24 protein-coding genes are annotated in these 21,038 nt (G+C 75.5%); 10 read left to right on the forward strand and 14 right to left on the reverse strand.

Annotated features, from left to right (window positions below):
• Window positions 1-35 precede the first annotated feature (35 nt).
• Together IE108_RS01325 and IE108_RS01330 are read right to left on the reverse strand one after the other, a co-directional pair.
• On the reverse strand, window positions 36-1,388 hold the full coding sequence (locus IE108_RS01325; RefSeq protein WP_079163591.1) for a phosphatase PAP2 family protein: 1,353 nt from the start codon (window positions 1,386-1,388) through the stop codon (window positions 36-38).
• Between the two features lie 108 nt (window positions 1,389-1,496).
• Entirely contained in the window at window positions 1,497-2,111 is a 615-nt protein-coding gene (locus tag IE108_RS01330; protein ID WP_064728928.1) for a VOC family protein, read from the reverse strand.
• Between the two features lie 205 nt (window positions 2,112-2,316).
• Between IE108_RS01330 and IE108_RS01335 the strand changes: the two genes are divergently transcribed.
• From IE108_RS01335 to IE108_RS01345, 3 genes are all read left to right on the forward strand, one after another.
• The gene (locus tag IE108_RS01335) at window positions 2,317-2,520 is read left to right on the forward strand and encodes a cold-shock protein (protein ID WP_019324834.1); all 204 of its coding nucleotides are present in this window, start codon (window positions 2,317-2,319) and stop codon (window positions 2,518-2,520) included.
• 221 nt (window positions 2,521-2,741) lie between these two features.
• Window positions 2,742-4,304 (forward strand): DEAD/DEAH box helicase, encoded by a 1,563-nt coding sequence (locus IE108_RS01340; RefSeq protein ID WP_064728927.1) that lies wholly within the window; start codon window positions 2,742-2,744, stop codon window positions 4,302-4,304.
• A gap of 48 nt (window positions 4,305-4,352) precedes the next feature.
• Entirely contained in the window at window positions 4,353-4,673 is a 321-nt protein-coding gene (locus IE108_RS01345) for an SCO5918 family protein (RefSeq protein ID WP_064728926.1), read from the forward strand.
• Window positions 4,674-4,952: 279 nt separating this feature from the next.
• Here IE108_RS01345 and IE108_RS01350 read toward each other — a convergent pair whose 3' ends face one another.
• Genes IE108_RS01350 through IE108_RS01370 form a run of 5 tightly spaced genes read right to left on the reverse strand, consistent with a single transcriptional unit; the run spans window position 4,953 to window position 7,287 of the window.
• Window positions 4,953-5,306 (reverse strand): DUF952 domain-containing protein, encoded by a 354-nt coding sequence (locus tag IE108_RS01350; RefSeq protein ID WP_064728925.1) that lies wholly within the window; start codon window positions 5,304-5,306, stop codon window positions 4,953-4,955.
• The gene (locus IE108_RS01355) at window positions 5,303-5,758 is read right to left on the reverse strand and encodes a hypothetical protein (protein ID WP_079163590.1); all 456 of its coding nucleotides are present in this window, start codon (window positions 5,756-5,758) and stop codon (window positions 5,303-5,305) included. Before IE108_RS01355 ends, IE108_RS01350 begins: the two co-directional genes overlap by 4 nt.
• Entirely contained in the window at window positions 5,742-6,233 is a 492-nt protein-coding gene (locus IE108_RS01360; RefSeq protein WP_064728923.1) for an RNA polymerase sigma factor, read from the reverse strand. The genes IE108_RS01355 and IE108_RS01360 overlap by 17 nt, the downstream gene beginning before the upstream one ends.
• Window positions 6,234-6,274: 41 nt before the next feature.
• Entirely contained in the window at window positions 6,275-6,895 is a 621-nt protein-coding gene (locus IE108_RS01365; protein WP_064728922.1) for a class F sortase, read from the reverse strand.
• Window positions 6,892-7,287, reverse strand: a complete 396-nt coding sequence (locus IE108_RS01370; RefSeq protein WP_064728921.1) for a hypothetical protein — start codon at window positions 7,285-7,287, stop codon at window positions 6,892-6,894. The genes IE108_RS01365 and IE108_RS01370 overlap by 4 nt, the downstream gene beginning before the upstream one ends.
• 182 nt (window positions 7,288-7,469) lie before the next feature.
• Between IE108_RS01370 and IE108_RS01375 the strand changes: the two genes are divergently transcribed.
• On the forward strand, window positions 7,470-8,471 hold the full coding sequence (locus IE108_RS01375; protein WP_064728920.1) for an NAD-dependent epimerase/dehydratase family protein: 1,002 nt from the start codon (window positions 7,470-7,472) through the stop codon (window positions 8,469-8,471).
• Between the two features lie 27 nt (window positions 8,472-8,498).
• On the opposite strand, the gene IE108_RS01380 is transcribed toward IE108_RS01375, so the two are convergent.
• Both IE108_RS01380 and IE108_RS01385 read right to left on the reverse strand, forming a co-directional pair.
• The gene (locus IE108_RS01380) at window positions 8,499-9,611 is read right to left on the reverse strand and encodes a sensor histidine kinase (RefSeq protein WP_064728919.1); all 1,113 of its coding nucleotides are present in this window, start codon (window positions 9,609-9,611) and stop codon (window positions 8,499-8,501) included.
• Between the two features lie 2 nt (window positions 9,612-9,613).
• Window positions 9,614-10,372, reverse strand: a complete 759-nt coding sequence (locus IE108_RS01385; RefSeq protein WP_079163589.1) for a response regulator transcription factor — start codon at window positions 10,370-10,372, stop codon at window positions 9,614-9,616.
• 115 nt (window positions 10,373-10,487) lie between these two features.
• Here IE108_RS01385 and IE108_RS01390 point away from each other — a divergent pair, with 115 nt between their 5' ends.
• From IE108_RS01390 to IE108_RS01400, 3 genes are all read left to right on the forward strand, one after another.
• Window positions 10,488-11,216: a glycosyltransferase family 2 protein gene (locus tag IE108_RS01390; RefSeq protein ID WP_064728918.1), complete on the forward strand. Its 729-nt coding sequence runs from the start codon at window positions 10,488-10,490 to the stop codon at window positions 11,214-11,216.
• Between the two features lie 2 nt (window positions 11,217-11,218).
• Complete coding sequence (locus IE108_RS01395) at window positions 11,219-11,857, forward strand: TIGR04282 family arsenosugar biosynthesis glycosyltransferase (protein ID WP_372462819.1); 639 nt, start codon at window positions 11,219-11,221, stop codon at window positions 11,855-11,857.
• A 163-nt stretch (window positions 11,858-12,020) separates the two neighbouring features.
• Window positions 12,021-12,911, forward strand: a complete 891-nt coding sequence (locus IE108_RS01400; RefSeq protein ID WP_229851544.1) for a class I SAM-dependent methyltransferase — start codon at window positions 12,021-12,023, stop codon at window positions 12,909-12,911.
• Here IE108_RS01400 and IE108_RS01405 read toward each other — a convergent pair.
• Both IE108_RS01405 and IE108_RS01410 read right to left on the reverse strand, forming a co-directional pair.
• Window positions 12,797-13,291: a hypothetical protein gene (locus IE108_RS01405; protein ID WP_159394617.1), complete on the reverse strand. Its 495-nt coding sequence runs from the start codon at window positions 13,289-13,291 to the stop codon at window positions 12,797-12,799. The two genes, IE108_RS01400 and IE108_RS01405, sit on opposite strands and share 115 nt — an antisense overlap.
• Window positions 13,288-14,565, reverse strand: a complete 1,278-nt coding sequence (locus IE108_RS01410; protein WP_064728917.1) for a molybdopterin-dependent oxidoreductase — start codon at window positions 14,563-14,565, stop codon at window positions 13,288-13,290. The genes IE108_RS01405 and IE108_RS01410 overlap by 4 nt, the downstream gene beginning before the upstream one ends.
• 113 nt (window positions 14,566-14,678) lie before the next feature.
• On the opposite strand from IE108_RS01410, the gene IE108_RS01415 reads away from it, so the two are divergent.
• The gene (locus IE108_RS01415) at window positions 14,679-16,058 is read left to right on the forward strand and encodes a glycosyltransferase family protein (protein WP_064728916.1); all 1,380 of its coding nucleotides are present in this window, start codon (window positions 14,679-14,681) and stop codon (window positions 16,056-16,058) included.
• Window positions 16,059-16,087: 29 nt separating this feature from the next.
• On the opposite strand, the gene IE108_RS01420 is transcribed toward IE108_RS01415, so the two are convergent.
• Together IE108_RS01420 and IE108_RS01425 are read right to left on the reverse strand one after the other, a co-directional pair.
• Window positions 16,088-17,110: a hemolysin family protein gene (locus IE108_RS01420; RefSeq protein WP_064728915.1), complete on the reverse strand. Its 1,023-nt coding sequence runs from the start codon at window positions 17,108-17,110 to the stop codon at window positions 16,088-16,090.
• The gene (locus IE108_RS01425; RefSeq protein ID WP_064728914.1) at window positions 17,107-18,456 is read right to left on the reverse strand and encodes a hemolysin family protein; all 1,350 of its coding nucleotides are present in this window, start codon (window positions 18,454-18,456) and stop codon (window positions 17,107-17,109) included. The genes IE108_RS01420 and IE108_RS01425 overlap by 4 nt, the downstream gene beginning before the upstream one ends.
• A gap of 302 nt (window positions 18,457-18,758) precedes the next feature.
• Here IE108_RS01425 and IE108_RS01430 point away from each other — a divergent pair, with 302 nt between their 5' ends.
• Window positions 18,759-18,998 carry a twin-arginine translocase TatA/TatE family subunit gene (locus tag IE108_RS01430; RefSeq protein WP_064728913.1) on the forward strand — a complete coding sequence of 80 codons (240 nt, stop codon included), beginning with the start codon at window positions 18,759-18,761 and terminating at the stop codon, window positions 18,996-18,998.
• 12 nt (window positions 18,999-19,010) lie between these two features.
• Here IE108_RS01430 and IE108_RS01435 read toward each other — a convergent pair whose 3' ends face one another.
• Window positions 19,011-19,706 (reverse strand): TetR/AcrR family transcriptional regulator, encoded by a 696-nt coding sequence (locus IE108_RS01435; protein ID WP_064728912.1) that lies wholly within the window; start codon window positions 19,704-19,706, stop codon window positions 19,011-19,013.
• A gap of 179 nt (window positions 19,707-19,885) precedes the next feature.
• Here IE108_RS01435 and IE108_RS01440 point away from each other — a divergent pair, with 179 nt between their 5' ends.
• Window positions 19,886-21,025 (forward strand): cytochrome P450 family protein, encoded by a 1,140-nt coding sequence (locus tag IE108_RS01440; RefSeq protein ID WP_064728911.1) that lies wholly within the window; start codon window positions 19,886-19,888, stop codon window positions 21,023-21,025.
• Window positions 21,026-21,038 lie beyond the last annotated feature (13 nt).

A 21,038-nucleotide genomic window follows, 5' to 3' on the forward strand; every position in this document is an offset into this window, starting at 1 on the left:
GCCCCGGCGCCCTCCCCGGGGCCGGGGCGGACGCGTCAGGCCGCCTCCAGCTGGGGCTCCCGCTGCTGGGCCGGCACCGTCGCGCCGGCCGGCCGCCACCCCCGGACGGTGCGGACGTAGCCGTGGACCACCGAGGCCATCGCGAGCAGCAGCAGGGGGCCGAAGACCAGCGGATGGCGGGCCATGTCCAGCGACAGCCAGCGGGTCGCCGCGAGGATCGCCGCGAACACGAGCACGCCGTGGGCCACGAGCCGGACCCCGGCCCGGTCCCAGCCGCGGTCGTGGGCGCGCAGGCCCGCCTCGACCGTGACGGCGAACACCACGCCGGCCACCAGGTCGATGCCGTAGTGGTAGCCGAAGCCCAGGGTCGCGCCGAGCGTGGCGAGGAGCCAGAACGTTCCCGCCCAGCGCAGCGGCCGCGGCCCGTACCGGGAGTGCAGGAAGATCACGGTGGCCCACGCGGTGTGCAGACTCGGCATGCAGTTGCGCGGGGTGATCCCGTCGTACGTGAACGCGGCGGGCGCCGTGAGCGGGGGCGGGGTGTCCGGCCACAGCGTGGCGATCGCCCACTGCTCGCCGCCGGTGCCGAAGGCCCCGGTGCCGTAGGTGAAGACCGGGCCGACCACGGGGAAGATCATGTAGATGGCGGGACCCAGCAGGCCTATCACCAGGAAGGTGCGGACCAGGTGGTGGCGCGGGAAGCGGCGCCGGGCCGCCACGTGGCGCAGCTGGTAGAGGGCCACGACCACGGCGGCGACGGCGAGTTGGACGTAGACCCAGTCGAGTACGTGCTCACCGACCGGACCCGAGGCCCTGATCGCCCGGCCCACCAGCCACGAGGGGCTGCCCAGCGCGTGGTCGGCGACCGCGACGTACGGGTCCAGCACGTCGGGGCGGGTCTTCGCGGTGATCAGCAGCCAGGCGTCGCCGGTCTTGCGGCCGGCCACCAGCAGCAGGCCGAGCCCGACGCCCTTGAGCAGCAGCACCCGCTCCGGGCCGGTGCGGCGCGTGAGCGCGAGGACCCCGCAGCCGAGGACCACCCACAGCGCGCCGTTGCCGAAGGAGTGGCTGCCGGACACCGTGGCCCCCGACGCCCAGCGCACCAGCGCGAAGACGAGGTCGACACCGACCGCGCAGGCAGCCGCGATCCAGCGCTGGCGCCAGGTCAGGACCACCATCGTCAGCGCCAGGCCGGCGTACAGCAGCGGTCCCGAGACCGGGGCGAACACCACCTCCTTCGCCTGGTTGGTGATCGGCCCCGGCAGGCCGTAGCGGCGCGCGGCGATCTCCAGCGCGACGAGGAACGCGAGAGCCGCCACACCCGCCACGGCCCAGAGCTTTGCGCGCGGCTGACGCCAACCTGCGCGCGAAGGTATCCGTGATGGCATGTATCTCAATCTTTATTCTGTTTGCGTTTTTGTTCTGGTTTGCGCGAATAAACGACCTTTCGGTCGACGGGAGGGTTACCTGCCCGTCAGCACAAGAAGACGAATGTATTACTGCGCGGGTTGCCAGGCGAAGCCGTCCGGGTCTTCGAACGGCTCGGTCTCCCCGTTCAGTACGAGGCGGTGCGAGCCGGTGCCCTCGGCGTCGACGCCGGCCACCTTGGCGAGGGCGCGCCGCTTGTAGAGGGAGAGCTTCACGGTGTCCGGGCCGGTGGCGAACTCGACGTACTTGCCGCCGAAGCTCTTGCCGACGCCGAGCCCCCGGTCGACGTAGAACTGCTTGCTGGCCTTCACGTCCTCGACGCCCAGCAGGAGCACGATCTCGTCGAACTCGCGGCCGACCGGAGCGGTGTCCTTCTTCTTCGAGGTGGCGAGCTGCCAGATCGTGCCGTCCGGGGCCCGCACGACGCCGCCGTAGCCCCACAGCGACTTCTCGGCGGGCTTGAGGACGGTGGCGCCCGCGTCCACGGCGGCGGCGAGGAGCGCGTCGACGTTGCCGGGCTGGGAGACGACCAGGGACAGCGTGAAGCCGCGGAAACCGGTCGAGGGGGCCTCGGAGGCGCGGACGCGCACCCGGGATGCGTCGAGCCCGAAGGCGTCGGAGTAGAAGCGGGCGGCGGCCTCGGCGTCGGCCACTTCCAGGGTGACGGAGTCGATGGAGTTCATGTCCCTGAAGGTATGGGCGGCCGGTGCCGCGCCGCTTCTCGAAAACTGACCGGGTCGCACCTCGAGCGTCCACCTGGTCACGGCGTGCTACTGTCGATGGGAGTTGCAGTTGTGGTTGCCTGAAGGTTTTTCCGACGGGGTGATCATCGCGGCGACCGGTGTTCACACAGGGTGAACACCGAGCACCGTACCGAAGGAGAAAAAAATGGCATCCGGCACCGTGAAGTGGTTCAACTCGGAAAAGGGCTTCGGCTTCATCGAGCAGGACGGCGGCGGCCCCGACGTCTTCGCCCACTACTCGAACATCGCCGCCCAGGGCTTCCGTGAGCTGCTCGAGGGCCAGAAGGTGACCTTCGACATCGCGCAGGGCCAGAAGGGCCCGACCGCCGAGAACATCGTGGTCGCCTGACCTCACGACGCACTCGCGTTACTTCGCAGTCGGGGCCCGCACCTTGGGGTGCGGGCCCCCGCTCGCGTTTCTCTGTTTTTCTTCTCGTTTTCTTCTCCATTTTCCGGTCCCGCGCCCAGCCGCGCCCACAGTGACCGGACCCGGCTCGTTCTTGCGATTCCCCGCGCCGTACCACCGCTGCGGGACTCCCTTGATACGTGCCGTATCGAGGAAGGTTCCGTATGGACCGCGCACGCACCAACGACCGCAGGCGTTCCGGCGGCGGCCCCCGCCGCTCCCCCCGGACGGCCGGCCGCTCCCAGAATCCCGGCCGCCGCCCGGCCGCCGCTCCCCAGGGGGGCGAGTTCGCCCTCCCGAAGACGATCACGCCGGCCCTGCCCGCCGTGGACTCGTTCGCCGAACTGGACCTGCCGGAGCGCATGCTCGCCGCGCTGACCGGCGAGGGCGTGACCGTGCCCTTCCCGATCCAGGCGGCGACCCTGCCGAACTCGCTGGCCGGGCGGGACGTCCTCGGCCGGGGCCGCACCGGCTCGGGCAAGACGCTGGCCTTTGGCCTGGCCCTGCTGGCCCGCACCGCGGGCCGCCGCGCCGAGCCGCGCCGGCCGCTCGCCCTGGTCCTCGTCCCCACCCGTGAGCTGGCCCAGCAGGTCACCGACGCGCTCGCCCCGTACGCCCGCGCCGCGGGCCTGCGGTCGGCGACCGTGGTCGGCGGCATGTCGATCGGCCGGCAGGCCAGTGCGCTGCGGGGCGGCGCCGAGGTCGTCGTCGCGACGCCCGGACGGCTCAAGGACCTCATCGACCGGGGCGACTGCCACCTCGCCGACGTCGCCATCACCGTCCTCGACGAGGCCGACCAGATGACCGACATGGGCTTCATGCCGCAGGTCACCGCGCTGCTCGACCAGGTGCGTCCGGACGGGCAGCGGATGCTGTTCTCGGCCACCCTGGACCGCAACGTCGACCGGCTGGTCCGCCGCTACCTGTCCGACCCGGTGGTGCACTCCGTCGACCCGTCGGCCGGCGCCGTCACCACGATGGAGCACCACGTGCTGCATGTGCACGAGGCGGACAAGCAGGCGACGACCGTCGAGATCGCGGCGCGCGACGGCCGGGTCATCATGTTCCTCGACACGAAGCACCGGGTGGACCGGCTGGTCAAGCAGCTGCTCAAGAGCGGTGTGCGCGCGGCCGGACTGCACGGCGGCAAGTCGCAGCCGCAGCGCACCCGCACCCTGGCCCAGTTCAAGGACGGGCAGGTGACCGCGCTGGTGGCGACCAACGTCGCGGCCCGCGGCATCCACGTCGACAACCTCGACCTGGTCGTCAACGTGGACCCGCCCGGCGACCACAAGGACTACCTGCACCGGGGCGGCCGCACGGCCCGCGCCGGCGAGTCCGGCAGCGTCGTCACCCTCGTCACGCCCGACCAGCGGCGCGACATGACGCGGCTGATGGCCTCGGCGGGCATCACCCCGCAGGTCACGCCGGTCCGCTCGGGCGAGGCGGAGCTGTCCCGGATCACCGGCGCGCAGGCCCCCTCGGGCGTCCCCGTCGTCATCACCGCGCCGGTCGTGGAGCGTCCGCGGCGCGCGGCGTCCGGCACGGGCTCCTCGTCCCGCGGCCGTCGCGGCCGGTCCGGCCAGGGCCGCTCCGGCCAGGCCTCCGTCCCGCAGGCCCGCACCGGTCAGGGCCGGGGCGGCAGCGGCGGCGGTCAGGCCCGCGCCGCCGGTGAGGGCGCGCGGCGCAGGCCGCGCCGCCAGTCCGCCGGCGGTTCGGCGGCGTAACAGCACCGCACTCCCCGTTTCCGCTCCCGTCCCCCTTGTGGAGGCATCATGCGCTGTGTCATCGCCCGGTACCCGTTCGACCTCACCAAGGAAGGGGTGCTGAGCGCGATGAAGGGCGTCACGCCCCGGCCGGTCACGGGTGAGTCCGTGACCGTCGGGCGGCGCCGCTACCCGGTCAAGCAGGTGGGCGAGGTCGTCACCCGGCAGGACAGCCGCGACTTCTCCGCGGCCGAGGTCACCCGGGCGATGACGCGCCTGGGCTTCACCTGCCACCCCGCACCGGGCTCCGAGCCCGCCCCGGCCCCCGCCGCCTCGGCGGTGGAGACGGCGTCGGCGCTGCTCGGCGGACCGGACCCGCGGGACGCCTGAGGGCGACGCCCCGCCGGGCCCCGGCCCAGGCGTCGGCCGGCGGCCGCCCCCGCCCGGGTCCGGCTCGCGCGACAGCGCAGGGCGGGGCCCGCCTCAGCACGGACCTCGGCCCCCGCGACGGCCGGCTCAGGGCGCCCTCCCCCACCGGCTCTCGGCCCCCACTGACGGCCGGGCCTGCCCGGACCCCTGACCCGGGGGCCGAGCCGATGGCGGCTCCGTGCGCCACCCGCCCGCGGGACGACGGACCCGCCCCCGCCGAGTGGCGGGGGCGGGTCCGTGTCAGGTCAGGCCCGTGGCCCGGCCCGACGAGTCCCAGTGGACCTCGCTCACCCGGCGGACCGCGCCGCGGTCGAGGGGGCCGAAGACGTGGGGGAAGAGAGTTCCGGCGGCGACCCCGGGCGGCGGGGCCGGTGACGGTGCCTCCCACACACAGCGCGCGGTGAGGCGGTCCTCGTCGAGCAGCACCGCCAGCAGCGGCCGGGGCGCCTCGCGGTAGAAGGCGTTGACGACGGCGAGGGTGGTCGCCTCGTCGGGCGAGCAGTGGACGAACCCCTCGGCGGCGAGGGAGGCGGGGGCGTACGGCCGGTCCGGGTCGGCGTCCCACTCGGTCAGCGGCACCACGTGGTAGATCATCGTCCCGTTCTAACAGCCGGCCCGCCGTACTCCGAGGGTGTGGGCATCGCCCCGGGCGCGGACGGCGGCGCCGAGGCCGACGGGGTCGGCACGGTTCGTGCGGGTTCGTCGGGGACCGGGCTCGGCGCCCGCGAGGCGTCCCGGGGCGGCTCCGGCGCCGGCGCCGTGGTGGGGGGCCGCTCGGCGGGGGCCGGGGCCAGCGGTGCCGTCGGACGCGGGGGCGGGGCGGGGGCCGCCCCGTGCAGCGGCAGCGCGATCACCGCGGCGGCGGCAGCGGTCGCGGCGGCGCCGGCCGCGGCGCGCAGCAGGCGGCGCCGGGACGCGGTGCGGCGGATCGCCTCGTAGCGGCCCGGCGGGGGGCCCAGGTACGCGGTGTCCGGGCGCAGCAGGACCAGCAGCGGATCGTCCTCGTCCCCTCCGGACCCGGGGCCGTCCTCAAGGCGTGTGGTCAAGGCTCCTCCTCAGGTGGACGCGGAGCAGTTCGCGGGCCGCGTGCAGGTCGGCCTTGACGGTCCCTTCCTTGCGCCCGGTCAGCGCGGACACCTCCCGGATCGGCATGTCGGCGTAGTAGTGGAGCAGGATCGGCACGCGCAGCCGCTCCGGCAGCGACTGCACGAGCATCCGCACCGAGGGGTCGGCCTGCTCGGGGTGCGGGCGTACGGCGACCTCCGCGGTGACCCGGCGCACGGCCCGGCGTTCGCGCTCCGTCTTGCGCCAGTGGTCCCGGACGAGGTTGGCGGCGGTCACGTAGAGGAACCCGCGGGGCTCCTCCACGGACGTCCAGCGGGCCCACAGCCGGGTGAACGCCTCCGAGGCGATCTCGTGGGCCGTCTCGTCGTCGTCGACGAGCCGGCGGCACCAGCCGGCGAGGCGCGGATACAGGGCGGCGAACAGCTCGGACGCCGCCCTGTCACGGGACCGTTTCAACGCTCTCCATGGTCGTGAGGGTATGCCGTGCGCACGGCCGGTCAGGAGGCCGCGGGGCCGGTCGTGGCGAGCCGGGCGAAGACGATGACGTTGTCCCGGTACTCGCCGCCGGTCAGCGGGCCGCCGCAGGTGACGAGGCGCAACTCCGGCCGGTCCACGTTCCCGTAGACGTCGTCCGTCGGGAACTCGGCCTTGCGCACCGTCCGTACGGCGGTGACCGTGAAGCCGGCCGCGGTGCCGTTCTCCAGGCGGGTCTCGATCCGGTCGCCCCGGTGCAGCCGCGCGAGGTGCCGGAAGACGCCGTCGCCGTGGGTGCCGACCGTGACGTGGCCGAGCAGGACCGACGGGCCCACCTGCCCCGGGGTCGGCGAGTGCCGGTACCAGCCCGCGCGGTCGTCGTCCGTGACGGGCGGGACCTCCACCGTGCCGTCCGCCGCGAGGCCCAGCCGCAGGACCGGGGTGTCGACGCCGATGGCCGGGATGCGCAGCCCGACCGGCACCGAACGCTCCAGCGGGCGCGCCGGCTCGGCGGCGGGCGCGCTCGGCGCGGTGGTGGCGGGGCGGTCCTTCGCGGCCGTTTGCTCCCCCGGGCCGCCGCCGCAGCCGGCGAGCAGCACGGCGAGCGCCACGGCGGCGAGGGCGCGGCCGGGCGGCCTGGTCACGCCCCGGTCGCCGCCCGCCGGCGCCGTACGACGAGGAGGACCGCGCCGCCCGCGACCAGGACGGCACCGGCGCCCGCGCCGATCAGGCCCTCGTCGCTCCCGTCCGCCGGCCGGGCCGCGACCCCGGTGTCGGGCGCGCCCTCGGGCACGGCGGACACCTGGCGGTCGGCCGGGGCGGGCGCGGGCGTCGCCGCAGCCTCGTCCGCCGGGCCCGGCTTGCTGGGCGAGGGCGTCGCGGCCTTGCTGGGGGCCTCGCTCGGGACGGGGCTCGGGGCGCTCTGGGCCGGGGTCTTCGAGGGGACCGGGCTGGGGCCGTCGGCGAACGCGGGCGCGGTGCCGGCCAGTACGGCGGTGCAGGCCAGGGCCACGGCGCTGAGGATGGTGCGGCGCATGAGGGTCGCTCTCTCTCGGGGGGTGACGGGGTGGATCGGACGGAGAGACGAGGCGGCGGGCGGGCGGGTTGCAAAGGGATGGCAAAGCCGGGTGCGCGTCCGGCGGCGGGCGCTCCTTACGGACCCGTGACGTGCCGCGCGGGACACGCGGTGTGCCGGGTGGGCGGGCCTAGCGTGGGCGTATGCGCGTACTGGTCACCGGCCACGCCGGGTTCATCGGGTCCCACGTCGTGACGGCACTGAGGGAGCACGGGCACGAGCCCGTCGGATACGACGTCCGCGAGGACCCCGCCGACGACGTGCGCGACCCGGCGGCCGTCGCCAAGGCCCTGGTCGGGGTGGACGCCGTGTGCCACCAGGCGGCGATGGTCGGGCTCGGCAACGGGGTCGCCGACGCCGCGGAGTACGTCTCGCGCAACGACCTCGGCACCGCCGTGCTGCTCGCCGCGATGGCGGACGCGGGCGTGGGGCGGCTCGTGCTCGCCGGGTCGATGGTCGTGTACGGCGAGGGGCGCTACGTCTGCCAGGAGCACGGTGTGGTGCGGCCCGGCCCGCGCGCCGTCGCCGACCTGGACGCGGGCCGGTTCGAGCCGCCGTGCCCGGTGTGCGGCGCGGCCCTGTCCCCGGGGCTGGTCGGCGAGGACGCGCCGGCCGACCCGCGCAACGTGTACGCGACGACCAAGCTGGCCCAGGAGCACCTGGCCGCCGCCTGGGCCCGGTCGGCCGGGGGCACGGCGGTGTCGCTGCGGTACCACAACGTGTACGGCCCCGGCATGCCCCGCGACACCCCGTACGCCGGCGTCGCCTCCTTCTTCCGCTCCGCCCTGGCCCGGGAGGAGGCCCCGCGGGTCTTCGAGGACGGCCGCCAGCGCCGGGACTTCGTGCACGTGCGGGACGTGGCCGAGGCCAACGTCGCGGCGCTGACGGCCGTCCGCCCCGACTCCACGCTCACCGCCTACAACACCGGCAGCGGCGACCCGCACACGGTGGGCGAGATGGCCACCGCCCTGGCGGAGGCGTACGGCGGCCCCGAGCCGGTCGTCACCGGCGAGTACCGCCTCGGCGACGTACGCCACATCACCGCCGACTCCGCCCGCCTGCGCGCCGAGCTGTCCTGGTCCCCGCGGGTCGGCTTCCGCGAGGGGATGCGGGAGTTCGCCCGGGCGGGGCTGCGGGGGCAGTGACCGCAGGCGCGGGGACCCTCGCGCCGCTCACGCCTCCGCGAGCGGCAGGGTGACCTCGAAGCGGCAGCCGCCCGGGATGTTGTGGACGGTGGCGCGGCCGCGGTGGGCCTCGACGATGCCCCGGACGATGGCCAGGCCGAGGCCCGCGCCGGCCGGGGGCGTGCGGGCGTGGGTGCCGCGCCAGCCGGTGTCGAAGACGCGCGGCAGGTCCTCCTCGGGGATGCCGCCGCAGCCGTCGGAGACGGACAGCACCACGCCCTCGGCCGAGGGTTCGGCGGCGATCGCGACCGTGCCGTCGGCGGGGGTGCGGCGGATGGCGTTGACCAGGAGGTTGCCGAGGACGCGGCTCATCTCCTTGCCGTCCACCTCGACCGGCACGGCCGCCACGGCGTCGCCGACCAGCCGCACGCCGTGCTCGCGCGCGAGCGGGTCCGCGCCCGCGAGGGCGTCGCCGACCAGGTCGTAGAGCGAGATCCGGGCGGGGGCGAGGGCGAGCGCGCCCGCGTGGATGCGGGACAGTTCGAAGAGGTCGCCGACCATGGTGTTGAGGCGCTCCACCTCCGTGCGGATCTGCCGGAGGTAGCGGTCGGGGTCGGCGGCGACGCCGTCCTCCAGCGCCTCCGACATGGCCCGCAGGCCGGCCAGCGGGGTGCGCAGGTCGTGCGAGATCCAGGCGACCAGTTCGCGCCGCGAGGTCTCCAGGGCGCGTTCGCGTTCCCGGGACTCGGCCAGCCGGGCGCTGGTGGCGGCCAGTTCACGGCTGAGCGCGTCGAGTTCGGCGGTGGCGGGGGCGGTGGGCGCCGCGTAGTCGCCGTCGTCGCCGAACGAGCGGGCGGCGGCGGCCAGTTCGCGGCTGCGGGCGACGACCCAGCGGCCCAGCAGCAGCGCCGTGGCCAGCGACACGACGGCCGCCATGGCCGCGACGGTGGTGACGACGGACAGGTCGTGCGGCGACAGGAACATCGCCCAGGCCACGGCGAGCGTGCCCGCGAGCGTCGCGAGGACGGCGACCGCCGCCACCACCGCGAGCGACACGGTCAGCGAGCGGCGCCGGATCAGCCGCAGCACCGCCGCGCCGGCCAGCCCGGTGGTGGCGGCGCCGGCGAAGGCGTAGAGCGCGATGAGGAGGGTGTCGTGCATGGTCAGTCCGTCTCCCGCCCGGCCGGGTCGAAGCGGTAGCCCACGCCCCACACCGTCTGGATCAGCCGGGGCCGGGCCGGGTCGTCCTCGACCTTGCCGCGCAGCCGCCGCACGTGCACGGTGACGGTGGACAGGTCGCCGAAGTCCCAGCCCCACACCTCCCGCATCAGCTCCTCCCGGGCGAAGGCCCGCCCGGGGTGGCGCAGGAAGAAGGCGAGCAGGTCGAACTCGCGCAGGGTGAGGGCCAGTTCGGTGCCCTCCTTAGTGGCCCGCCGGGCGCCCGGGTCGAGGGTGAGGCCGGCCGCCGCGGGCAGCACCTGCGGCGCCCGCCCGGTGGCCGGCCGGGTGCGGCGCAGCACCGACTCCACCCGCAGCACCAGCTCGCGCGGGCTGAAGGGCTTGGTGACGTAGTCGTCGGCGCCGACCTCCAGGCCGAGGATGCGGTCGTCCTCGTCGCCCCGGGCGGTCAGCATCACGACCGGCACGGGGCCCGTGGCGCGCAGCCGCCGGCACACCTCCAGGCCGTCCATGCCGGGCAGCATCAGGTCCAGCACCACCAGGTCCGGGCGGTGCGCGGCGGCCCGTTCGAGGGCGGTGGGGCCGTCGTCCGCCCGGTCGATCACGTGCCCGGCGCGCTCCAGGTAGCCGGCGACGACCTCGGCGACCGTGGGATCGTCGTCGACCACCAGGATCCGGGCGGGGCCGGCGGGGGGCCCGTCCGGGGGCGCCTGGGCGGGAGCGGGCTGGTGCGGCTGCTGCATGCGCCCAGCCTCGCACCGCGCGCCCGCGGGCGTCGTCCCCGAGGGCGGGGGCGGGCCGCGACGTCCGTGTTTCGTAAGGAGCGGGTGTCCGTTAAGCCCGAATTCACCTCGTAGGGTGAGAGCCGTGACCACCTCGCCCGCTCCCGAAGTCGACGTCGTCCTCCCCTGTCTGGACGAGGCCGGGGCCCTCCCCTGGGTCCTGGCCCGCATCCCGGACGGCTGGCGCGCGCTCGTCGTCGACAACGGTTCCACCGACGGCTCGGCGGACGTCGCCCGCGCGCTCGGCGCCACCGTCGTGACCGAGCCGCGGCGCGGCTTCGGCGCCGCCTGCCACGCCGGGCTGACCGCCGCCACGGCCGACGTCGTCTGCTTCTGCGACTGCGACGCCTCCCTCGACCCGGGGCTCCTCGCGCCCTTCGTGCGGGAGATCCGGGACGGCACCGCCGACCTGGTGCTCGGCCGCAGACGGCCCGAGGGGCGCGGCGCCTGGCCCGCCCACGCCCGGGCCGGGAACATCGCGCTCGCCCGGATGCTGCGCCGCCGCACCGGCCTGCGGCTGCACGACCTCGGCCCGCTGCGCGCGGCCCGCCGCGAGGCGCTGCTCGGCCTCGGGCTGACCGACCGGCGCAGCGGCTACCCGCTCCAGATGGTGGTGCGGGCCGCCGACGCCGGCTGGCGGGTCGCCGAGCACGACGTCCCCTACCTGCCCCGCACCGGCGCCTCGAAGGTGACGGGGACCTGGCGCGGCACCTGGCACGCGGTGCGGGACATGCGCGGTGTGCTCGCCGAACCGCCACAACGCCCGGTTCCGCGTGACGCGGCCCGCGGGGGGAACTCACGATGAGCATGATGGGCACCCGCACCCTTCTCGTCATCGCCAAGGAACCCCGGCCCGGCCGGGTCAAGACCCGTCTCACCCCGCCCTTCACGCCGGACGAGGCGGCCGCCCTGGCCGAGGCGTCCCTCGCCGACACCCTGCGCGCCGTGGCCGCGGCGCCGGCCCGGCGCCGGGTGCTGGTCCTCGACGGCGCCCCGGGGCCCTGGCTGCCGCCCGGCTTCGACGTCGTACCGCAGTGCGCGGGCGGCCTCGACGAACGGCTCGCGGCGGCCTTCGCCGGCTGCTCCGGGCCCGCCCTGCTGATCGGGATGGACACCCCGCAGGTCACGCCGGACCTGCTCGACGCGGACTTCGCCGGGTGCGACGCGTACTTCGGTCCCGCGGAGGACGGCGGCTTCTGGGCGCTGGGCCTGGCCCGCCCCGACCCGGCGCTGCTGCGGGGCGTGCCGATGTCGACGCCGGTGACCGGTGCCGTGCAGCGCGAGCGGCTGCTGGCGGCGGGTCTGCGGGTACGGGACCTGCCGCCCCTGCGCGACGTCGACACCGCCGACGACGCCCGAGCCGTCGCCGCACTGGCCCCGCACGGCGGCTTCGCGGCGCGGCTCGCGGCGTGCACGGCGGTCATGGACACGCGGGTGACGCGGTGAGCGGCGACGCGGGCGTGGGGACACCGCCGGTGACCGGGACCGTACCCGGCGCCGGGGCACCCCCGGCGGACCCGGGTGGGCTTACGGCTCGGCGGTCACCGGACGGGCGTGGGCGCGCCGGAGTGCGCAGGGGTGTCGGGTGTCGGTGTGCGGGGAGCGGCCGATGAGCGGCGACGCGGGCGGGCGGACCGGGAACGGGGCCGGCGCCGGACGGATCCGCACCGCCGTGGACGAGTCGGTCCACCCGGCGACGGACGTGGAGTGGCGGGCCCGTGCCGCGCGGGAGGCGGAGTGGCCGGCCGCCGGACGTCTCCCCGAGGCTCCGTTCTCCCTGGCGCCCCCCGCGCCCTGGGCCGCCTCCGACCCGTACGCCGCCGCCCTGCGGGCCGGTCACGGGCCGCTGTTCCTGCGGCGGGCCGACGGGTGGCTGCTGCCGCTCGACGTGGAGCGCTGGTGCGCGGTGGCCGACCCCGTCGACCTGGAGGTCCTCGACCGGTGCGAGGGCGCCGTCCTCGACGTGGGCTGCGGGCCCGGCCGCCTGGTCGCCGAACTCGCCGCCCGCGGCAGGACCGTCCTCGGCATCGACGTCAGCGAGGCCGCCGTGGACCGCACCGTGCGCTCCGGCGGGCACTCGCTGCGGCGCTCCGTCTTCGAGCCGCTGCCCGGCGAGGGACGCTGGGACACCGTGCTCCTCATGGACGGCAACGTCGGCATCGGCGGCGACCCCCGCGCCCTGCTCACCCGCGTGGCCGCCCTGCTCGCCCCGGGCGGGCTGCTGATCGCGGAGACCGCGCGGGTGGACGTCGACGAGCGCGCCCAGGTGCAGCTCGTCGACGTCACCGACGGCCACGCCCCGTCCGGCAGCCCCTTCCCCTGGGCGCGGATCGGCACCCGCGCGCTGCTGCGGCACGCGGCCCGCGGGGGCTGGCGGACCGCCGCTCAGTGGACGTCCGGGGACCGCCCCTTCGTCGCGCTGCGCAGCGAACGCAGCGCCAGCAGCAGTGCCGAGCCGCCGAACAGCACGGCGGTGATGAGCAGCCAGCGGGCGAGGTAGCCGTCCGCCGACAGGCCCGTCGTCCCCCGGTAGGACGCGTCGACCCGGCCGCCGACCAGCGGGAACCACACCAGCAGGAGCAGGGCGGAGAAGGCCGCCGGGACCCGCACGTACATCGCCCACGCACGCCGGTGGACGGCGCCCAGCCCGCCGGTGACCGCCCGGTCCAGCGCCGAGTACAGCGGCACGAGCACCAGGTCGTGCAGCAGCGCCGCCCCGGCGAACCAGAGGGCCACGCCGAGCCAGTCGCCGGCGAGCAGCCGCACGCCCGCGTAGGCCGCGAGCGCGAAGGAGCAGGCGAGCAGGAGGATCTGGAAGGGGCTGCCGATCGCGGACCGCAGCCCGGCCGGCCGCCCGCGCGACACGCGTACGGGGTTCATCCGAGGTCTCCGAACGTCATCCGGGCCACCCACTTGGTGTTCAGCACGCCGGGCGCGGCCGGCACGATGATCCGCGCCGGGTAGCCGTGGTCGGGGCTCAGCGCCTCGCCGTTGACGGACAGGGCGAGCAGGGCGCGCGGGTCGGCGACCTGGTTGGCGCGCAGGGCGCCGCTGCGGAAGGCGCCGCCGCGCTGGAGGGACTCCACGAACACGTCGGGCGGGTCGTCCTCGAAGCCGGCCCGGGCGGCGAGGTCGCGCAGCCGCACGCCGCGCCACCACTGGTCGGACGTGGACCAGCCCTCGACGCAGGCGATGGGCAGGGCCTCGCTGTGCTGCTCCATGGCGAGCAGGTCGGCACGGCTGAACCGGACGGTCCCGGAGCGTCCCGTGACGACCAGCCGCCAGACGTCGTCGCGGGTCTCGGCGGGGTCGATGCCGACGTGCGCGGCGGTCTTGTTGATCTGGAAGCCGTTCGGGCCGTTCCCCGGTTCGGGCCCTCCGTGCGGGGAGAGCACGGCCGTGGCCCGCAGCGGCCCGTCGAAGCTGCGGCCCGCGTTGGTGGCGAACATCAGCAGCGAGCCGCCGCCCACGAACCACAGGGCGCCGCGCCGCGAGACGGTCGGCGGCGCGGGCCGCGGCGACACCAGGTCGTCGGCCTCATCTCCACGCGCCCCGCCCGCCTCCGCGCCGCCGCTCTCCCCGCGCATCGCCCGCAGGTTGCGCAGCGCCTTCGGCGTCTTCAGGACGGCGTGCGCGACGAACGCGGCGACGAAGACCCAGGCGCCGTAGAAGTGCAGCGGGTAGAAGGAGCCCGGGAAGAGGTACTCCAGCTGGATGTTGAGCACCCCGGTCGTGAACTCGAAGAGCGCGCCGCCGACCAGCAGCAGCAGCGAGATCCGCTCCAGGGCGTGCGCGACCGAACGGGCCGGCGGCAGGGTGAACAGCCTCGGCACCACCGACCACAGCTTGGCCAGCAGCACCGGGATCAGGGTGAGCCCGAGGGTGACGTGGACGCCCTGGGTGAGGCGGTAGAGCCAGGTGGGGCCGGTGGGCCAGGCGAAGAGGTAGAAGCCGAGGATCCCCTTGTCCGGGGTCTTGTCGTTGACCGGGGACAGGCCGGGGTTGTACGCGGCGTACGAGAGCAGGCCGGTCACGAACAGCACGGTGATGCCGGCGAGCAGCACGAGGCCGAGCACCGAGGTGAACCACGGGCCGCGCAGGGGGCTGCGCCAGAAGCCCGGGGAGGACGGGAGCCGGGGGGCGAGGTCACGCATGTCCCGACCGTAGGCAGGGGAGGCCCCCGAAAGCGGTCCGCGACCCATGACGAAACGCTGACGTCCGCCGTGTGCGCCGCCGACCGCGCGATCCGTCGCCCTACGGTCGTGGTGTGACCCGCCTCCGCTCCGTCCCCCGCGATCTGTACGCCGCCGCGGCGGCCGTGCTGCTCGTCGCGGCCGCCGTCCTCGTCGGCCGCAACGTGTACACCTTCGACGACCTGATCGTGGGGTGGCCGCCGCTGCTGGGCCGCTGGGACCCGCACGTGGGTCCCGGTACCCCGGCGGCCGTCCTGGTGGGGGCGGCGGTCGTGGCGTACGGGCCGGCCGTCGCCGCCCGGCTGGGCCGGCGCGCGCTGCTGCCGGCGGCCTGGGGCGCGGCGATGGCCTGGACCTGGTCGCTGGCGCTGATCGACGGCTGGGACCGGGGCGTCGCCTGGCGGCTGACCACGGGTCAGGAGTACCTGTCGGTCATGGACCGCTGGCGCGACATCCCGGCGACCCTGCGCGACTTCAACGGGCACATCCTGCTGCACTCCCCCGACAACTGGCCCGCCCACGTCGCCGGCCACCCGCCGGGCGCCACACTCACCTACGTGCTGCTCGACCGGATCGGGCTGGGCGGCGGGGGCTGGGCGGGGGCGTTCACCATCACCGTGGGCGCGACGGCGTGCGTGGCGGTCCTGGTGACGGTGCGGGCCCTGGCGGGTGAGCGCCTCGCCCGGCGGGCGGCGCCGTTCCTGGTGCTGGCACCGGCCGCGGTGTGGATGGGCACCTCCGCCGACGGCTACTTCGCGGCGGTCGCCGCCTGGTCGGTGGCGCTGCTCGCCCTCACCGTCACCGGACGCTCCCTGTGGTGGGCGGCGGGCGCGGGCCTCCTCTTCGGCCTGACCTGCTACCTCTCGTACGGTCTGACGCTGGTCGCCGTGATCGGCGCGGCGGTGCTGCTGCTCGGCCGGCGCGGGGTGCGGGCGCGGCCGGTGCTGTTCGTGCCGCTGCTGGCGGGCATGGCGGTGGTGCCGGTGGCGTTCACGGCGGCCGGGTTCGACTGGTGGGAGGCGTACCACCTGCTCGTCGAGCGCTACTACGAGGGCGCGGCCGCCGTCCGCCCCTACGCGTACTGGGTGTGGGCCAACCTCGCCTGCACGGTGCTGATCACGGGCGTCGCGACGGCGGCGGGCCTGCGCCGCGCCGTCGCCCGCCTCACCACCCGCCGACGCGGCGGGCCGCCCGCGACCGGCGGCGTCCGCTCACCGGACACCGCGGACGCCACGGGGGAGACCCGCCTCGCGTTCCTCGTCTGCGCGGGCCTGCTCGCCCTGCTGATCGCCGACCTGTCCGGCATGAGCAAGGCGGAGACGGAACGCATCTGGCTCCCCTTCGCCCAGTGGCTCCTCCCGGCCTGCGCGTTCCTCCCCCACCCCCGCGCCTGGCTGACCGCCCAGGCCGTCCTGGCCCTGCTCGTCAACCACCTGGTGGCGACGGGCTGGTAGGGGAGGGCGGGGTCAGGACGCCAGCGGGGTCACGACGTCACCGGTGTCGGTCCCACCAGTTCCGTCAGGACGTCCTCCATCGTCACGAAGCCCAGGACCGCGCCCTTCTCGCCGGTGACCGCGGCGAGGTGGCTGTCCTCGGTGCGCAGGGCGGTGAGGGTGTCGTCGAGGGGGGTGTCGATGCGGACGCGGGTGACGCGGTGCAGGGCCGTGCGCGGGAAGGGGCGGTCGCGGTCGGTGAGGCCCAGGGTGTCCTTGATGTGCAGGTAGCCGAGGACGGTGCCGCCGGGGCCGGTGACCGGGAAGCGGGAGAAGCCCGCCTCGGCGGCCATGCGTTCCAGCTCGGCCGGGGTGACCGTGTGCGGGACCGTGCGCATCTTCTGCGACGGGACCAGGATCTCGCCGACCGGCCGGGTGCCCAGCTCCAGCGCGTCGCGCAGGCGCTCGCCGTCGGCCGGGGTGAGCAGTCCGGCCTCGCTGGCGTCGACCACCATGCGGGCCAGCTGGTCGTCCGTGAAGACGGCCTCCACCTCGTCCTTCGGCTCCACCCTGAGCAGCTTGAGCAGGGTGTTGGCGAACGCGTTGATGCCGAAGACGAACGGCTTCAGGGCGCGGGTGAGGGCGACCAGCGGCGGGCCGAGGAGCAGGGCGGTGGGCGCCGGGGCGGCCAGCGCGATGTTCTTCGGGATCATCTCGCCGATCAGCATGTGGAGGTACGTCGCCAGCGTCAGCGCGATCGCGAAGGCCACCGGGTGGACCAGCGCGTGCGGCATGTGCACCGCCTCGAACACCGGCTCCATCAGGTGCGCGATGGCCGGCTCCGCGACCGCGCCGAGCACGAGCGAGGAGACGGTGATGCCGAGCTGGGCCGTGGCCATCATCTGGGAGATGTGCTCCAGGCCCCACAGGGTCATCCGGGCGCGCTTGTCGCCCGTCTTCGCGCGCGGCTCGACCTGGCTGCGGCGCACCGAGATCAGGGCGAACTCGGCGCCCACGAAGAAGGCGTTGGTCAGCAGCGTCAGCGCGCCGATGAAGAGCTGTACGGCGGTCATCGGGCCATCTCCCGCTGCTCGTGCTCCTGCCGCGCACCCACGACGGGTGCGGGCGCGGTGACGCGGAGGCGGTCCGCGCGGTGGTGGTCGACGTCGAGGACGTCGAGGCGCCAGCCGTCCAGGTCGACGACGTCGCCCTTGACGGGGATGCGGGTGAGCCGGGTGGCGACCAGGCCGGCCAGGGTCTCGTACGGGCCCTCCGGCGCGGTCAGGCCGATGCGCTCCAGGTGGTCCAGGCGCAGCGAGCCGTCGGCCTCCCAGGCGGCGCGGCCGTCGGGGTCCGCGGGGGCGGGCAGCAGATCCGGTATCTCGACCGGGTCGTGCTCGTCGCGCACCTCGCCGACGACCTCCTCGACGATGTCCTCGACGGTCGCCACGCCCGCCGTACCGCCGTACTCGTCGATGACGACGGCCATCGTCCGGGCCCGGCGCATGCGCTCCAGGAGGCGGTCGGCGGGCAGGCTGTCCGGCACCAGGAGCGGCGCCGCGGCCAGCTCGGTGACGGGGGTGGTGGCCCGGCGCTCCGGCTCCAGGGCCAGTACGTCGCGGATGTGCACGGTGCCGATGACCTCGTCGAGGCTGTCCCGGTAGACGGGGAAGCGGGAGAGGCCGGTGGCGTGGCTCAGGTTCGCGGCGTCGGCGGCGGTGGCGTGTGCCTCCAGGGCCTTGACGTCCACGCGCGGCGTCATGACGTTCTCCGCGGTCAGCTCGCCCAGGTGCAGGGTGCGGACGAAGAGCTCCGCCGAGTCGGCCTCCAGCGCGCCCTCGGCGGCCGAGTGCTGGGCCAGGGCGACCAGCTCCTCCGCGCTGCGGGCGGACGCCAGCTCCTCGGCCGGCTCCAGGCCGAAGCGGCGCACGAAGCGGTTGGCCGTGTCGTTCAGGTGCCGGATGAAGGGGCCGAAGGCGGTGGTGAAGCCGCGCTGAGGGCCCGCGACGACCTTGGCGACGGCCATCGGGCGGGAGATCGCCCAGTTCTTGGGGACCAGCTCGCCCACGACCATCAGGACGACGGTGGAGAGCACCACGCCGAGCAGCGTCGCCACCGTGGAGGACGCCGCGCCCAGGCCCATCGCCGTCAGCGGGCCGCGCAGCAGCACCGCGATGGACGGCTCGGCCAGCATGCCGATGACCAGCGAGGTCACCGTGATGCCCAGCTGGGCACCGGAGAGCTGGAGGGTCAGGGACCGGGCGGCCTTGAGGGCACCCTCGGCGCCGCGCTCGCCGGACTCGGCGGCACGCTCCAGGTCACCGCGTTCGACGGTGGTGAGGGAGAACTCGGCCGCGACGAAGAGCGCACAGGCCAGGGTGAGCAGGAGGGCCAGCAGGAGCAGCAGGACCTCGGTCACCGTGCCACCCCGCTTCCCTCACGCGTGTACGGGGGGACTGGCGGGCCGGCCGTGGCACAGCCGGTACTGGGAGGCTCCATTACGGAACGGGACTCCTTAACGGGGTCGGCGGGCGCCGTACCAGCCGGCGCCCGAGGTTTTCCCTCACATGGTAAAGGACCTGCAAAGAGAAGGGGAGTGCTCGCGCACCCGCGCTTCTACTCGCCTGTAGAGAACTGCGCGCGGGCCGCCGTTGTTCCGGGCCCTGGTAACTTCTACACGAGCGTAGAGGGACCACCGGAACCAGCGTAAGAAGGAGCGCCGTGTTCGGACTGAGCGAGCTGGCCGTCGTCCTGATCGTCGTCGCGGTCGTCGTCGCCGCCCGGAAGCTCCCGGAGCTGACCCGGTCGGCGGGCAGGTCCGCCCGCATCCTGAAGTCCGAGGCCCGCGCGATGAAGGACGAGGAGCGGACGCCGCCCGGCGAGCCGGCGGCACCGCGGATCATCCAGGGGGAGACCGTCGACCGCGGCGACGGCGGCACTGGCGCCACGCCCCGCGGCTGACCCCGCCCCGCCTCACGCCCCGGAGTCGCGGTCGCCGGGGCGGGTGCGGTGGGGGCCCAGTTCGCCCAGGACGCCGGCGAGTTCGGCGGCGGTGAGGGCGGGGGCCGGTAGGGGCGGCGCGGTCGGCGCGGCGCGCAGGCCGGCCAGGAACAGGGCGAGCGGGCGGCGCCAGGCGTCCGGCGCGGTCGCGGCGGTCAGCGCCGGGACCGCGCGGCCCAGCGCCGCGAGCCCGAACAGGACGTCCTCGGTGGTGACGTCGGCGCGCACGGTGCCCTCGTCCCGGCAGCGGACCAGCAGCGCGTCCACGGTCGCGCGGTTGTGCTCGTGGACGGCCTCCAGGCTGTCCACGCCCCGCAGCCGCGTGGTCATCAGGTCGTTGGAGCCGCGGTCGGCGGCCAGCGCCGCGAAGACGGCGTCGAGGTATCCGGTGAGGCCCGCCCAGGCGTCCGTGGCGCTCCGGGCCCGCTCGCCGGCCTCCATCGTGCCGGTGAGCGAGTCCCGGAACACGGCGTCCACGAGATCCCCCCGCGCGGGGAAGTGGCGGTAGAGCGTCGCGTTGCCGACGCCCGCCCGGCGCGCGATCACGTCCAGCGGTGCGTCGAGACCCTGCTCGGTGAACACCTCGTGGGCCGCCTCAAGCAGCAGCTCCCGGTTGCGTCGCGCGTCGCGCCGCTGCCGGGGCGCCGCGCCGCGTGCGCCGACGGTCATCCTCGCCCTCCGCGTCGTACGAACCGGGGAGTGCTCCCCGTGCCATCGGCGCCGATGCTATCGTCGAGCGACGAAACGGGGAGTGCTCCCCGCTTACCGTGTTCGTGCGCCGCTTGTGTTCGTCCGTTCGCGCTCCCGCCCCCCGTCTGCGCTCCCCGTCCCGCCCTCCAGGAGGCTCCATGGCCGCGCACACCCCAGAGGAAGTGGCCGCCCTCCGGGCCACCGGCGCCGTCCACCGGGTGTCCGTGCCGGGGAGCGGGGAGAGCTGGCTGGTCGTGTCGCGCGACGCGGCGCGGGTCGCGCTCACCGACCCGCGGCTGCGCAACGACATCCGGCACTCGGCGTCCTGGGACACCGACGGCGGGCACGCCCTCGGCAGCAACATGCTCCAGAGCGACCCGCCCCAGCACACCCGGCTGCGCCGGCTGGTGGCCGCTCACTTCACCCCCGCACGGACCGCCGCCCTGCGCCCCCGCGTCGAGCACCTCGCCGGCGCACTCCTGGACGCGCTGCCGAACCCCGGCACGGCGGACCTGGTCGCCCGCTACGCGCTGCCCCTCCCGGTGACCGTGATCTGCGAAGTCCTCGGCGTGCCCGGCACCGCCCGACCGGCCTTCCACACCTGGTCGAACGAGCTGGTGACGCCCACCTCGCCCGAGGCGGCGGCGACCGCGGCCGATGCCCTGACCGGCTACCTCACCGACCTGACCGGCGAGAAGCGCGCCGCCCCGGACGGCACCCTCCTCAGCGACCTGACCGAGGCCGCGGACACCGGCGCGCTCACCCCCGACGAACTCCTCGGCATGGCCTTCCTGATCCTGGTCGCCGGGCACGAGACGACCGTCCATCTGATCTCCGCCACCGTCCACAGCCTCCTCAGCCACCCCGAGCAGCTCGCCCGCGTGCGCGCCGAGCCGGACCTGGCGGCGCGGGCCGTGGAGGAGTCGCTGCGGTTCGACTCCCCCGTGCACAGCACGGCGTTCCGCTTCGCCGCCGAGCCGCTGGAACTGGCGGGCACCCCGATCGCGGCCGGCGACGCGGTCCTCGTCTCCCTCGCCGCCGCCTCCCGCGACCCCCGCCACTTCCCCGGCCCCGACCGCTTCGACGCCGGCCGCGCTCCCGGCGGCCACCTGGGCTTCGGCCACGGTCTCCACCACTGCCTGGGCGCCCCGCTGGCCCGGCTGGAGGCCACCGTCGCCGTACGACTGCTGCTGGAGCGCTGCCCCGCGCTCGCGTTCGCCACCGACCCGGCGACGCTCACCCGGCGCACCGGCACCCTGCTGCACGGCCTGGCCGAACTGCCGCTGCGCCTGGGCTGATCCGCCCGCCCGG

Origin of the sequence: Streptomyces parvulus, assembly GCF_014648855.1 — a bacterium.
Taxonomy (GTDB): Bacteria; Actinomycetota; Actinomycetes; order Streptomycetales; family Streptomycetaceae; genus Streptomyces; species Streptomyces parvulus.

Excerpts from the sequence above, each read along its gene's own strand:
- IE108_RS01325 (WP_079163591.1), bottom strand. The coding sequence starts at position 1,388 with ATGCCATCACGGATACCTTCGCGCGCAGGTTGGCGTCAGCCGCGCGCA.
- IE108_RS01330 (WP_064728928.1), bottom strand. The coding sequence starts at position 2,111 with ATGAACTCCATCGACTCCGTCACCCTGGAAGTGGCCGACGCCGAGGCC.
- IE108_RS01335 (WP_019324834.1), top strand. The coding sequence starts at position 2,317 with ATGGCATCCGGCACCGTGAAGTGGTTCAACTCGGAAAAGGGCTTCGGC.
- IE108_RS01340 (WP_064728927.1), top strand. The coding sequence starts at position 2,742 with ATGGACCGCGCACGCACCAACGACCGCAGGCGTTCCGGCGGCGGCCCC.
- IE108_RS01345 (WP_064728926.1), top strand. The coding sequence starts at position 4,353 with ATGCGCTGTGTCATCGCCCGGTACCCGTTCGACCTCACCAAGGAAGGG.
- IE108_RS01350 (WP_064728925.1), bottom strand. The coding sequence starts at position 5,306 with ATGATCTACCACGTGGTGCCGCTGACCGAGTGGGACGCCGACCCGGAC.
- IE108_RS01370 (WP_064728921.1), bottom strand. The coding sequence starts at position 7,287 with ATGCGCCGCACCATCCTCAGCGCCGTGGCCCTGGCCTGCACCGCCGTA.
- IE108_RS01375 (WP_064728920.1), top strand. The coding sequence starts at position 7,470 with ATGCGCGTACTGGTCACCGGCCACGCCGGGTTCATCGGGTCCCACGTC.
- IE108_RS01380 (WP_064728919.1), bottom strand. The coding sequence starts at position 9,611 with ATGCACGACACCCTCCTCATCGCGCTCTACGCCTTCGCCGGCGCCGCC.
- IE108_RS01385 (WP_079163589.1), bottom strand. The coding sequence starts at position 10,372 with ATGCAGCAGCCGCACCAGCCCGCTCCCGCCCAGGCGCCCCCGGACGGG.
- IE108_RS01395 (WP_372462819.1), top strand. The coding sequence starts at position 11,219 with ATGATGGGCACCCGCACCCTTCTCGTCATCGCCAAGGAACCCCGGCCC.
- IE108_RS01400 (WP_229851544.1), top strand. The coding sequence starts at position 12,021 with ATGAGCGGCGACGCGGGCGGGCGGACCGGGAACGGGGCCGGCGCCGGA.
- IE108_RS01405 (WP_159394617.1), bottom strand. The coding sequence starts at position 13,291 with ATGAACCCCGTACGCGTGTCGCGCGGGCGGCCGGCCGGGCTGCGGTCC.
- IE108_RS01410 (WP_064728917.1), bottom strand. The coding sequence starts at position 14,565 with ATGCGTGACCTCGCCCCCCGGCTCCCGTCCTCCCCGGGCTTCTGGCGC.
- IE108_RS01420 (WP_064728915.1), bottom strand. The coding sequence starts at position 17,110 with ATGACCGCCGTACAGCTCTTCATCGGCGCGCTGACGCTGCTGACCAAC.
- IE108_RS01435 (WP_064728912.1), bottom strand. The coding sequence starts at position 19,706 with ATGACCGTCGGCGCACGCGGCGCGGCGCCCCGGCAGCGGCGCGACGCG.
- IE108_RS01440 (WP_064728911.1), top strand. The coding sequence starts at position 19,886 with ATGGCCGCGCACACCCCAGAGGAAGTGGCCGCCCTCCGGGCCACCGGC.